This is a genomic window from Indolivaga capnocytophagoides, from assembly GCF_036511535.1.
Taxonomy (GTDB): Bacteria; Bacteroidota; Bacteroidia; order Bacteroidales; family Dysgonomonadaceae; genus Dysgonomonas_A; species Dysgonomonas_A capnocytophagoides.
In genome coordinates this window covers 4348273-4360579 of sequence record NZ_AP028867.1, presented here as the reverse complement: position 1 = coordinate 4360579, position 12307 = coordinate 4348273, and the positions used below count along the sequence as shown (strand labels likewise).

Annotated in this window: 11 protein-coding genes; 3 read left to right on the top strand and 8 right to left on the bottom strand. The window is 38.2% G+C overall.

Annotated features, from left to right (window positions below):
* Positions 1 to 30: 30 nt before the first annotated feature.
* Positions 31 to 2433, top strand: a complete 2403-nt coding sequence (locus AABJ51_RS17590; protein ID WP_414991834.1) for a transglycosylase domain-containing protein — start codon at positions 31 to 33, stop codon at positions 2431 to 2433.
* Positions 2434 to 2450: 17 nt separating this feature from the next.
* Positions 2451 to 3317 carry a beta-1,6-N-acetylglucosaminyltransferase gene (locus AABJ51_RS17585; protein ID WP_338373628.1) on the top strand — a complete coding sequence of 289 codons (867 nt, stop codon included), beginning with the start codon at positions 2451 to 2453 and terminating at the stop codon, positions 3315 to 3317.
* Positions 3318 to 3368: 51 nt separating this feature from the next.
* On the opposite strand, the gene queA is transcribed toward AABJ51_RS17585, so the two are convergent.
* The 5 genes from queA to AABJ51_RS17560 all read right to left on the bottom strand — a co-directional run bounded on the left by queA (position 3369) and on the right by AABJ51_RS17560 (position 7278).
* Entirely contained in the window at positions 3369 to 4418 is a 1050-nt protein-coding gene (queA, locus tag AABJ51_RS17580) for a tRNA preQ1(34) S-adenosylmethionine ribosyltransferase-isomerase QueA (protein ID WP_026625575.1), read from the bottom strand.
* A 21-nt stretch (positions 4419 to 4439) separates the two neighbouring features.
* Positions 4440 to 5138 (bottom strand): tRNA pseudouridine(55) synthase TruB, encoded by a 699-nt coding sequence (gene truB, locus AABJ51_RS17575; RefSeq protein ID WP_338373626.1) that lies wholly within the window; start codon positions 5136 to 5138, stop codon positions 4440 to 4442.
* A gap of 175 nt (positions 5139 to 5313) precedes the next feature.
* On the bottom strand, positions 5314 to 6108 hold the full coding sequence (locus AABJ51_RS17570; RefSeq protein WP_026625577.1) for an undecaprenyl-diphosphate phosphatase: 795 nt from the start codon (positions 6106 to 6108) through the stop codon (positions 5314 to 5316).
* Between the two features lie 49 nt (positions 6109 to 6157).
* The gene (locus AABJ51_RS17565) at positions 6158 to 6394 is read right to left on the bottom strand and encodes a DUF3098 domain-containing protein (protein ID WP_026625578.1); all 237 of its coding nucleotides are present in this window, start codon (positions 6392 to 6394) and stop codon (positions 6158 to 6160) included.
* A 5-nt stretch (positions 6395 to 6399) separates the two neighbouring features.
* A complete protein-coding gene (locus AABJ51_RS17560; RefSeq protein ID WP_026625579.1) occupies positions 6400 to 7278 on the bottom strand; it encodes a cell division protein FtsX in 879 nt (292 codons plus the stop codon).
* A 483-nt stretch (positions 7279 to 7761) separates the two neighbouring features.
* Between AABJ51_RS17560 and sufB the strand changes: the two genes are divergently transcribed.
* Entirely contained in the window at positions 7762 to 9210 is a 1449-nt protein-coding gene (sufB, locus tag AABJ51_RS17555; RefSeq protein ID WP_026625580.1) for a Fe-S cluster assembly protein SufB, read from the top strand.
* A 101-nt stretch (positions 9211 to 9311) separates the two neighbouring features.
* Here the strand turns inward: sufB and typA are convergent, their stop codons facing one another.
* The 3 genes from typA to AABJ51_RS17540 all read right to left on the bottom strand — a co-directional run bounded on the left by typA (position 9312) and on the right by AABJ51_RS17540 (position 12219).
* Positions 9312 to 11111 carry a translational GTPase TypA gene (gene typA, locus AABJ51_RS17550; protein ID WP_338373623.1) on the bottom strand — a complete coding sequence of 600 codons (1800 nt, stop codon included), beginning with the start codon at positions 11109 to 11111 and terminating at the stop codon, positions 9312 to 9314.
* A gap of 162 nt (positions 11112 to 11273) precedes the next feature.
* The gene (locus tag AABJ51_RS17545) at positions 11274 to 11669 is read right to left on the bottom strand and encodes a helix-turn-helix domain-containing protein (RefSeq protein ID WP_338373622.1); all 396 of its coding nucleotides are present in this window, start codon (positions 11667 to 11669) and stop codon (positions 11274 to 11276) included.
* Between the two features lie 133 nt (positions 11670 to 11802).
* Positions 11803 to 12219, bottom strand: a complete 417-nt coding sequence (locus AABJ51_RS17540) for a YybH family protein (RefSeq protein WP_338373621.1) — start codon at positions 12217 to 12219, stop codon at positions 11803 to 11805.
* Positions 12220 to 12307 lie beyond the last annotated feature (88 nt).

The following is a 12307-nucleotide window of genomic DNA, read 5'->3' as shown; positions in this document are numbered from 1 at the left end:
ACTATTTTTATTCATGCTTTTTTAATCAATATGAGCAAAGACAAAAAAAAAGGGGGAAATCAAAAAAACTCTGATTCAAAACATAAAGTCATAATAAAACTACTATGGGGAGCATTTGCAGCTATAGTAGTTGTCATAGGTCTGGTATTCACACTTATCTCGGCTGGAGCCATTGGATATATGCCGCCCATTGAGGATCTTGAAAATCCGATTGACAAATATGCATCCCAGGTCTATTCTACCGACAATGAGCTTTTAGGCACATATTCGCAAAGTAAGGAAAATCGGATATATTCTAATTACGATCAATTATCTCCATATTTGGTACAAGCATTGGTCGCAACAGAAGATGCCCGTTTTTACGGACATTCCGGTATTGACCTCTATGCAGTATCCAGAGCTGTTGTTAAACGTGTAATATTTCAGCAGGAAAGCGGAGGTGGAGGTAGTACAATATCTCAGCAGCTGGCAAAGCAGTTGTATTCACCTCAGGCCGAAAATTTCTTCGACAGGGCTCTTCAAAAACCTATCGAATGGGTTATCGCTGTACAGCTCGAAAGATATTATACTAAAGAAGAGATTATCAATCTATACCTGAACAAGTTTGACTTTCTTAATAATGCTGTCGGGATACAAACAGCATCGAAAGTATATTTCAATAAAACCCCAAAAGAGTTAACTATAGAAGAAGCTGCCACATTGATAGGTATGTGTAAAAATCCGGCAGTTTTCAACCCTAAAAGAAGACCCGAAGCCACCAAAGGACGACGAAATGTGGTATTGGAACAAATGTATAAGTCTAATTACATTACAAAAGCTGAATTAGACTCTTTATGCCAGCTGCCTCTTACTCTTAACTATGTAAGAGTCGACCATAAAGACGGGCTTGCTCCTTATTTCCGTGAATATCTCCGTAAAATAATGACAGCAAAGAAACCGGATAAAGGTAATTATGCATCGTGGCAGATGGAACAGTATGCCGTTGATTCGACAGCCTGGGAAAATGATCCATTATATGGATGGTGTAACAAAAACAAGAAATCAGATGGTACTCCATACAATCTATATACAGACGGACTGAGAATTTATACAACTGTAGACTCTCGTATGCAAACATACGCTGAAGATGCTGTAAAAGAACATTTCAGCAAGGAGCTCCAACCTTTGTTCGACAAAGAAAAGAAAGGACGTTCTTATGCGCCATTTTCATCTTCTGTTTCAAAACAGGTAGACACATTAATCTATCGGGCAATGAAGGTTACCGACAGATACCGAGGCTTGAAAAAAGAAGGTAAAAGCGATGCGGAGATCTTGAAAATATTCAAAAAGCCGACAGATATGAAAGTCTTCTCGTGGGGAGGAGAAATAGATACAACGATGACCCCTTGGGACTCTATACGTTATCATAAATCATTTCTGAGAGCAGGGTTCATGGCTATGAATCCTCACAATGGACAAGTAAAAGCATACGTAGGAGGTATTGATTTCAAGTATTTTCAATATGATATGGTCAATATCGGACGCCGACAAGTAGGTTCTACAATGAAACCATTCCTTTATTCGCTTTGTATGCAGGAAGGCATGACCCCCTGCGACCAAATGACATACGAAGACCGAACCTATATAACAGAAGCCGGCACTCCATGGAATCCCCGAGGTGTGCGCAGCAATATGATCGGACAAACTGTTTCTGTAAAATGGGGACTTCAAAACTCAGACAACGTGGTTACCGCTTACCTGATGAGCAGAACTACACCATATGCTTTGGTCAGAATGTTACATACTTTTGGTATTACAGGAAAAATTGACCCGGTAATAGCACTGGCTCTTGGAACTCCGGATGTTTCGGTTGGAGAGATGGCAGGTGCTTATACTGCTTTTGCAAATAGCGGCATAAGGGTAAACCCATTATATGTGACACGCATTGAAGATGCTTATGGCAATACTATCGCAACATTTGACGCACGTGTGCAGGAAGTATTTAATGAGCAGACATCTGTAAAAATGTTAGATATGCTTCGTGCTGTGATGGATGGCGGAACAGGTAGTCGTATTAGATACAAATACGGACTGAGAGCTCCTATGGGAGGTAAAACAGGAACAACTCAGAATAACTCTGATGGTTGGTTTATGGCATTCACTCCTAGTTTGGTTACAGCAACCTGGGTAGGTGGTGAAGACAGATCAATCCACTTCGACAGAACGGCTCAAGGACAGGGAGCAGCAATGGCTCTGCCTATATATGGACTATTTATGCAAAAAGTATATGCCGACCCTAAACTCGGCTACAGCACAGACGAACAATTTCCGAAAAGTTCAATCAATCCATGTGCAGGCTCAGGAATAGATGAGAGTCTGCTCGATTCAGATGCTGTACATTCAAGTTCAAATTCTGGTAACGGAGGAATAGACGATATGTTCGACTCATATTAAAACCTGAAGATTAAATAATGAAAGAGGAGGCGATCTTAATCATGGCTCATAAAAATCAGGCTCAACTCGAGCTACTGATTGAGAACCTTCTGAATAATTTCGCTCTGTATATACATATTGACACAAAGTCTACCATAGACATTTCTCAGCTTAAGAGTATGTATCCAACAGTTAACTTCTATTCGGAGTATAACATAAACTGGAGCGGTTTCAATCAGATACAATGCCCTTTATACTTATTCAGGAAAGCTCATCAACAAAAGCATAGATACTACATACTTATAAGTGCACAGGATCTACCCATTGTTTCGAATGAAAAAATTATCGAATCTTTGAGTAATGGAGGGTGTAGTTATGTCGTATCGGATAAGCTACCCCTCCCCCAATGGAAGTTTAACGGAGGATTTGACAGAGTACAGCTATATTGGGAATCTGATATTACAGGAAACTCGTTATATGCAAACCTAAGACGGAGAATCATAGGACATATCAGAAAACGTCAGAGAATGTATAATTGGAGAAGGCCTTTATATTCTAATATGGAGTATTACGGAGGGTCTAATTGGGTTATATTAAAAGCTGATGCTATGTCTTATCTCATTAATTTCATAGACAAACATCCCATGTATATAAAATCATTCAGATATTCATATTGCGCAGACGAACTATGGATACAGACTATTCTGGCAACATCAGATTGCAATATAAAGAATGAACATTTCACCTACCTCAATTGGCAGAAAGGGCCCGAATATCCAAGAACACTTCGCTCGGACGACTATATTGACATCATAAGCAGTCGTTGCTTATTTGCTCGTAAATTCGATATGGAAGTCGACTCCGAAATCATACAGAAAATATTGCAGCACCGCAACTCTTTATAAAAAAATAAGCAGACCATTCGTCTGCTTATCCTATCTTATATCAAATACAAATTAGAGTATCAACATAGCATCTCCGTAAGTTCCGAATTTGTATTTTTCCTTTACGGCTTCTTCATACAACTCCATAACCCTGTCATAGCCACCAAATGCAGCTGTCATCATTAATAATGTAGATTGAGGCAAGTGAAGGTTAGTCACCATTGCATCCGCAATATTAAAGTCATATGGAGGGAATATAAACTTATTAGTCCATCCCTTGCTTGATTTTAGTTGATGATCTGTACTCACAATAGTTTCAATTCCACGCATTACAGATGTTCCTACTGCACAGATTTTAGAACCTCTCGATTTTGCCTTATTTACAATATCAGCAGCTTCATCGGTTATTTCCATCTGTTCTGAATCCATCTTATGCTTTGTAAGATCTTCCACATCTATTTCGCGGTAATTACCCAATCCTGAATGAAGCGTTACATAAGCAAATTCAAGCCCTTTAATTTCCATACGCTTCATTAACTCACGACTGAAGTGTAATCCGGCAGCAGGAGCCACAACAGCACCTTCATTCTTCGCAAAGATAGTCTGATAACGTTCTTTATCGTCAGCATCCTCATCTCTACCCAAATATCTTGGGATAGGAGTTTCACCTAATGAATAGAGAGCTGTCCTAAACTCTTCGGAAGGACCATCGTATAAAAATCTCAGTGTACGTCCTCTGGATGTAGTATTATCGATAACTTCGGCAACCATCGAATCATCGTCTCCGAAGTACAACTTGTTGCCAATCCTTATCTTACGGGCAGGATCAACAAGTACATCCCATAAGTGGAATTCTTCATTTAATTCTCTTAGCAAAAACACTTCGATCTTCGCTCCGGTCTTTTCTTTATTTCCATACAGACGAGCCGGAAATACTTTAGTATCATTGAAGATGAAAACATCTTTATCATCAAAGTATTCCAGAATATCTTTGAACTGCTTGTGTTCTACTTTATCAGTTTTCCGGTTATACACTAAAAGGCGCGACTCGTCTCTGTTTTTTGCAGGATGAGTAGCGATTAGTTCTTCCGGAAAATCGAATCTAAATTGAGACAGTTTCATATTAAACTTTATATATTTATATTATTTTTCTTCTTGTGATAATTGAGGAACAAGGTTATCCAAATCTTCAATATTCAGACATTTGTCTAAGGTTACATCACCAACCCTTGTTCTTTCCAAACCAATCAGATGTCCTCCCGAACCAAGAGCCAAACCGATATCCCTAGCCAATGCTCTTATATAGGTTCCTTTGCTGCAAACCACTCGTATTTTTATACATGAAGGCTCGTATCCCAGCAATTCTATCTCATCTATAACAAGCACTTTAGGCTTTAGTTCGACTTCCTCTCCGTTTCGAGCCAGATTATAGGCTCTTTCGCCATTAACTTTACATGCCGAATATGCCGGAGGGACTTGTTCTATACGGCCAATAAAGGCTCGCAGTTTTTCTTCAACCAATTCTCGTGAGATATGATCAGTCGGATATGTATTATCTATTTCTGTTTCAAGATCAAATGAGGGAGTTGTTGCTCCTAAACGAACAGTAGCTAGATATTCCTTTGTCTGCAACTGAAAACTTTCTATTAATTTAGTTTTCCGACCTGTACAGACAATCATTACCCCTGTAGCCAAAGGATCTAATGTGCCGGCATGTCCGACTTTTAACTTCTTGACTTTTAATCCGCGACATAATTTATACCGCAATTTTCGTACCAAATCAAACGAAGTCCAATTTAAAGGTTTGTTTATATATAATATTTCTCCCGAAATAAAATCCATTCTTATATTAAGTAAAAGGAAGTATTCAATGTATACTCTTAGTTTATAATAAGCCGCGGTATTTTCATAACCAAGCCCGAAAATAGGATTGAAACGTTATTACGTGTGAGGGATATTCATTATCTGTTGTGATTCATAAAATACAACAAATCAGAAAGAATAATTCCGACTGCTATTACATCACTTTCAACTCGTGTCCGGTTAACAAAAAGATGAGAATAGCTAATCCCAGGATAATACGATACCAGCCAAATAGCTTGAATCCATACTTAGTTACATAACCAATAAAGAATTTAATGGCAAGCAAAGCAACAATAAAGGCTACAACATTCCCTAATATAAGGGTTCCCATATTATCTTGTAGAATCTGCACACCATTTGGCTCCATAAAAAGTTTCAGAAGCTTGTACCCTGTTGCTGCAGCCATAGTCGGAACAGCTAAAAAGAAAGAGAACTCAGCAGCAGCTTTTCGTGTCAATTTCTGGGTCATCCCCCCTACGATTGTAGCCATAGAACGTGACACACCCGGTATCATAGCAATACATTGAAAACATCCGATAATAAAGGCTTTTTTGCGTGAAACTTCTTCTGTCGCTTTTGGTGAGTTAAACCACTTATCAACAAACAACATCAGTATACCTCCTATTAAAAGAGTAGTTGCAACCACATATACATTCTCCAGCATCTCGTCAATCGTATCACTGAACAGCAATCCCAAAACGGCTGCAGGTATAAACCCGATAAGTAATTTCAGATAAAAATCCCACGACTGAAAAAAACGCTTCCAATACAAAACGATTACAGATAATATTGCCCCGAACTGAATGATTACAGTAAATGCTTTGACAAACTCTGTGCTTTCTATTCCTAACAACTGTTGGGCAATAATCATATGACCAGTTGATGATATCGGTAAAAACTCGGTAAGCCCTTCAACGATGGCTATGATAATCGTCTGTAATGTATCCATATAGTTTGTTTGATATTTTTATATTTACGCTTAAACTGATGCGCTTGATTTATTCTTCAACCTTTTTTCCTTTGTACAATATACCTACTATCATCAGTAGAAATCCAAAGAAACAGGCCATCGGAGCCACAACGATACGGCGAGAACTGAAAATATCCGGTTCAAAACCACCTTCGATACTTGAAGCAGGTCCTGTCATCAAAAAGAACCCTATCAGAATAACAGCAAATGCCACTCCACAAATTATGTAGTTTATTTTTCCTAATGCAAAATCTTTTCTGTCCATGAACTTTAGATGTAATAAAGATTATTTGTATTCATTCTTAAATATCTGTTTACTGCCGAAGCAGTTGCGATACCCGGCAACAGTATGCCCAGCAATAAAACAATCGCATATAATATAACAAGGTATTGAATCCGTACAATAGTTATTATTTCGGGAAATTCTTTTGTCAAACTATATATAAGTGCTGTAATACCGATATTGGCGATAATAGCTGCAATTATTCCATAACCTATAGTTTTAAAGATAAACGGACGGCGGATAAAAGCATCGGTTGCTCCGACTAACTGCATTGTATTTATAAGAAAACGTTTCGAATAAATATTCAACCGTATAGTGTTCCGAATAAGGGTAAATGATATAACCATCAGGATCAAAGCCAATAACAGTAAACTAGTGCCAATCTTCGACAAGTTGGAGTTAATCATATTGAGAGTTTCTTCGCTATACAAGAAGCTTTTAACAATCTTCTGGCCTTTCAGCGATTTTTCGACAACCTTTATACTATCAACATTTGCATAAGCTGATTTCAGGTTCACGTCGAAATAATTTGATGCCGGAGTATAACCTAAAATTTCTTCGGGATCTCCACCCAACTCATCTATAAGTTCTTTCTTTATTTCGTCTTTGCTAATAAAGGTAACAGCTCTAACATAAGGGCTTTCGTTCAGTTCTTTTTGTAGTTTTGCGGCGGCGGCCTCTGATGTACCCGCTGACAATTCGATCGTAATACTCAGATTTTCTTTTATAAAAGAGGATATCTCACGCCCCATTACTGCGACAAAAATAGTCAGACCCAGTAAGAACAAAACCAAAGTAATACTGACTGTTGTTGTTACACCCGATCCAAACAAAGATGTAGAACGAAATTGGCGATTCTGTGACATGCTATAAAACTCTTCTTTTTACTGGCGGGTTACACACAGGAACCTATCCTATAGAACACACCCTAAATTGGTGCAAAGAAACAAAATATAATGCTCTTATCCAGCATTATTTACTTTTTTTAATCATAAAAGTTCAAAAAAGAAACCTTTGGGTATCCTAATTAAGAAAAACACCCAAGGGGGATGCAATCAAAAGGCTGTTTATGTTATATTTTTTTAATCCTGATTGATTTGTTTTTTTCGAACCCTCATAAAACAATAGATGAACAAAACCCGAATATCTTTTGTTCTAACGGTTGATTTAAAAAAGGCAGAATCAAAGAAATATCCGGGAAATATTTCTTTCAGGCTTTCTTTTAGAATTATATTTGCAGAAGAAATAAGCTATAATTAACACTCATCAGATTTATTGATTGGATTTAGTTATCAGGTTTATTTATATTTGCAATGTGAATACATTAGAATTATAAAGTTTTTAGGTAAATGCAAGAAGATCAAGATAAAATTTTGGATGAAGTAACATCCGGTGAATATAAATACGGATTTGTTACGGATATAGAAGCCGAATCTATAGCCAAAGGTCTCAATGAAGATGTGATCCGTCTCATCTCCTCTAAAAAGAATGAGCCGGAATGGCTTCTCGAGTTCAGACTGAATGCATACAGACATTGGCTGACTATGAAAATGCCCGAATGGGCGCATCTGGACATCCCTGAAATCAATTATCAGGATGTAATATACTATTCAGCCCCAAAACAAAAGATAGCTCCTGAAAGTCTTGATGAAGTAGACCCCGAATTATTGAAAACATTCGATAAATTGGGTATTCCTCTTCAAGAACAGAAAATGTTAGCAGGAATGGCTGTTGATGCTGTTGTTGACAGTGTATCTGTCAAAACAACATTCAAAGAAACCCTTGCGGAAAAAGGCATCATCTTTTGCTCCTTCAGCGAAGCGGTGCAGGAACACCCCGAACTGGTGAAAAAATATCTGGGTTCGGTTGTTTCATACAGAGACAATTTCTTTGGAGCATTAAATTCTGCTGTATTCAGCGACGGATCATTCGCATACATACCCAAAGGGGTAAGATGCCCAATGGAACTTTCGACATATTTCCGGATAAACGCAGCAAACACAGGACAGTTTGAGCGCACTCTGCTTGTTGCAGACGATGATTCATATGTGAGCTACCTTGAAGGATGTACAGCTCCAATGCGTGACGAAAACCAGCTGCACGCTGCCATTGTAGAAATTGTGGCATTAGATCGTGCTGAAGTAAAATATTCGACTGTACAAAACTGGTATCCGGGAGATAAAGAAGGTAAAGGCGGAATCTACAACTTCGTTACAAAACGAGGCCTATGCAAAGGAAACGGCTCTAAAATATCATGGACTCAGGTAGAAACAGGATCTGCAATCACGTGGAAATATCCATCGTGTATTCTTGCAGGAGATAATTCCGTCGGTGAGTTTTATTCTGTAGCTGTAACAAATAACTACCAGCAAGCCGATACAGGCACCAAGATGATACATATTGGTAAGAATACAAGAAGCCGTATCGTATCGAAAGGAATTTCTGCAGGATACAGTCAAAACTCATACAGAGGACTCGTAAAGGTTTCTCCAAAGGCTGAAAATGCCCGTAACCACTCTCAGTGCGACAGCTTATTGCTCGGTGATAAGTGCGGAGCACACACATTCCCCTACTCTGATATTGCGAACGAAACAGCTATTATCGAACATGAAGCTACAACTTCGAAAATCAGCGAAGATCAGGTATTCTATTGTAACCAACGGGGTATATCTACCGAAGATGCAGTTGGACTGATCGTTAACGGATATGCTAAAGAAGTAATGCAGAAACTACCTATGGAATTTGCAGTGGAAGCTCAAAAGCTATTGCAAATCAGCCTTGAAGGCAGCGTTGGGTAAGGTACTATATTAAAAATTTGCTGCTACTCAATATAAAACAATAAAGGCTATTCTTTCGAATAGCCTTTATTTATATGATATAAATAGGTCTCAGACCTTATTTACTTCTTAGTAAAACGCTTGCGGTCGTTTTCATCCAAATATATCTTACGCAGACGGATAGCAGCAGGAGTTACCTCTACATACTCATCTTCCTTGATATATTCCAAAGCCTCCTCGAGACTGAAAATAATAGCAGGAGCAAGAGACGCTTTATCATCTGTACCGGATGCACGGACATTGGTAAGTTTCTTAGACTTTGTAAGATTTACAACTAGGTCGCCTTCCTTTGAATGTTCTCCGACAATCTGTCCCATATATATATCAGTCTGAGGTTCTACGAAGAAACGCCCTCTATCCTGAAGTTTATCAATGGCATATGCAAAAGCATTACCCGACTCACTGGCTATAATAGACCCATTCTGACGTTTATCGATATCTCCTTTCCAAGGTTGGAATTCGATAAAACGGTGAGAAATAATAGCCTCTCCTGCCGATAAGGTCAAAGCAGCGTTGTTTATACCGATAATACCTCTTGATGGAATATTAAACTCTAGGAAAGTACGTTCGTTCTTAGACTCCATCATTACCAATTCACCCTTGCGGCGTGTCACAAGATCGATAATCTTACTTGCAAATTCATCCGGTAAGTTAACAGATAACTGTTCAACCGGTTCGCATTTCATACCATCTATTTCTTTAATAATCACTTTAGGCTGACCTACCTGAAGTTCATAACCTTCGCGACGCATAGTCTCGATAAGAACAGATAAGTGAAGGATACCACGACCGTAAACGACCCATGAATCGGCACTTTCTGTGGTTTCGACCCTTAATGCCAAGTTTTTATCCAACTCTTTCATCAAGCGGTCATATATATGGCGAGAAGTTACAAACTTACCTTCTTTTCCGAAAAACGGAGAATTATTGATTGTAAACAACATCGACATAGTAGGTTCATCGATATCGATCGGATCAAGAGGTTCGGGATTCAAAGCATCAGCTATTGTATCACCGATTTCAAAACCTTCGATACCTACCAAAGCACAAATGTCTCCGCATTGAACGGATTGTACTTTAGCACGCCCTAAGCCTTCGAATATATGAAGCTCTTTAATTCTTGATTTTACAATAGATCCATCACGTTTGCAAAGAGACACATCCATACCTTCGCGAAGTTCTCCACGATGTACACGTCCTACGGCAATACGACCTACATATTTAGAAAAGTCTAATGAAGTAACCAGCATTTGAGGAGTTCCTTCTACTGTTTCAGGTGCAGGAATATACTCTATAATAGCATCTAACAACGCTGTAAAGTCTGTAGTTGGCTGTTTCCAGTCTGTAGACATCCAACCATTTTTGGCTGAACCGTATATCGTAGGAAAATCTAATTGCTCTTCCGTAGCATCCAAACTGAACATAAGATCGAATACCATCTCATGAACTTCTTCGGGACGGCAATTAGGCTTATCCACTTTATTTATTACAACTATGGGTTTCAAACCTATTTCGATTGCTTTTTGCAACACAAAACGAGTCTGAGGCATAGGGCCTTCGAAAGCGTCTACCAACAAAAGACATCCATCTGCCATATTCAAGACACGCTCTACTTCACCACCGAAATCGGCGTGCCCGGGAGTATCAATAATATTGATTTTGGTTCCTTTATAAGTGATCGAAACATTTTTCGACAAGATTGTTATACCCCTTTCACGTTCCAGATCATTGTTATCAAGAATCAGCTCTCCGGCATCCTGATTTTCTCTGAAAAGTTGTCCGGCCAATAAAAGTTTGTCAACCGTTGTAGTTTTACCGTGGTCAACGTGCGCGATAATCGCAATATTTCTAATATTCTGCATACCTAAATTTTGAGGGTGCGAAGTTACAATAAATAATTGACAATCCGCTCAATCAGGTATTTAAAGATGAAAAGTAAACAAAGGTTATATCTTTTGTAACACTATTTTCACATTTCCCTTAGTCAGATACTCTCCTATGTGTATTCTAACAGGCAAATATATTTACTTTCTCTCTTTCAATGCTTCCTGCAATATCTCAACTTTTTCTTTCTCTGATTGCAATAGTCTATCATAAAGTTCGACTATTTTATCAATTGGATTAAAGGAAGGATAATAATTGAATATCGCAGCATTGTCATTAGCGGTCAATGTACTTGCAACAATATTTATAGCTGAATCTTCACCTAGGTCTGTTATTGCCTCAAGCGGAATATTTAAAGCTTTAGTAATTTTTTCCAGAATCTCCTGATCCAATTTATTTTTCTTTTCATAACTCGAAAGAGTTGCCTGAGATACTCCGATCTGTTCAGCCAGTGTATCCTGATTTATATTGCGCCACTCCCTCCAACGACGAACGTTAGCACCGTGATTACTTTTTCTTACGGTTGTTTCTTCCATTTCGATTCATGAATTTGTTTACCTACAAAAATAAGGATTTAGGGTTAATAATGTCAATCTGGTATCGAAAAAGGTTATATATTATTCATTCTTTTCAGTATAGATAATTTTTTCAATCTCCGCACCCAGCGTTTCAGGGTTTCACATACGACCAATGTACATGTACTATTTTCCACAACTCTCCATCTTTTTTATAGACTTCGGTACAATTCCATTTTGATTCTCCCGTATCAATATACGATGTCAGATTATAAGAGAGTACAGCCGCATCCGGCAATATCTGGACCACAGGGTTTATCATCTCATATTTACGGACATTTATTTCTCCTCGAACCTGCTCATAATAGGCTCTCAACTTTGCTATACCTTCGAGTTTCGTTTCAAAATAGGGATCGAAATAAGTAACATCGTCCGAATAAAGGTTTAAATATCCATCGGGATTTCCCTTATTCCACATCTCCAAAGCATTTCTTTCCAATGATACGATTTGAGACTTTACATCTTCGATATTCTGTCCCTGAACCTGTTCTATATTTACATTCATAGCCATAAAAATAATAGTGATATTAAGGGATAACATCCATTGCTAAATAGCATATTATACAAAGATAATATTGGATATTTTTCGATAATCAGTA

Excerpts from the sequence above, each read along its gene's own strand:
- queA (WP_026625575.1), bottom strand. The coding sequence starts at position 4,418 with ATGAAACTGTCTCAATTTAGATTCGATTTTCCGGAAGAACTAATCGCT.
- AABJ51_RS17540 (WP_338373621.1), bottom strand. The coding sequence starts at position 12,219 with ATGGCTATGAATGTAAATATAGAACAGGTTCAGGGACAGAATATCGAA.
- AABJ51_RS17545 (WP_338373622.1), bottom strand. The coding sequence starts at position 11,669 with ATGGAAGAAACAACCGTAAGAAAAAGTAATCACGGTGCTAACGTTCGT.
- AABJ51_RS17585 (WP_338373628.1), top strand. The coding sequence starts at position 2,451 with ATGAAAGAGGAGGCGATCTTAATCATGGCTCATAAAAATCAGGCTCAA.
- AABJ51_RS17590 (WP_414991834.1), top strand. The coding sequence starts at position 31 with ATGAGCAAAGACAAAAAAAAAGGGGGAAATCAAAAAAACTCTGATTCA.
- truB (WP_338373626.1), bottom strand. The coding sequence starts at position 5,138 with ATGGATTTTATTTCGGGAGAAATATTATATATAAACAAACCTTTAAAT.
- AABJ51_RS17560 (WP_026625579.1), bottom strand. The coding sequence starts at position 7,278 with ATGTCACAGAATCGCCAATTTCGTTCTACATCTTTGTTTGGATCGGGT.
- typA (WP_338373623.1), bottom strand. The coding sequence starts at position 11,111 with ATGCAGAATATTAGAAATATTGCGATTATCGCGCACGTTGACCACGGT.
- AABJ51_RS17570 (WP_026625577.1), bottom strand. The coding sequence starts at position 6,108 with ATGGATACATTACAGACGATTATCATAGCCATCGTTGAAGGGCTTACC.
- AABJ51_RS17565 (WP_026625578.1), bottom strand. The coding sequence starts at position 6,394 with ATGGACAGAAAAGATTTTGCATTAGGAAAAATAAACTACATAATTTGT.
- sufB (WP_026625580.1), top strand. The coding sequence starts at position 7,762 with ATGCAAGAAGATCAAGATAAAATTTTGGATGAAGTAACATCCGGTGAA.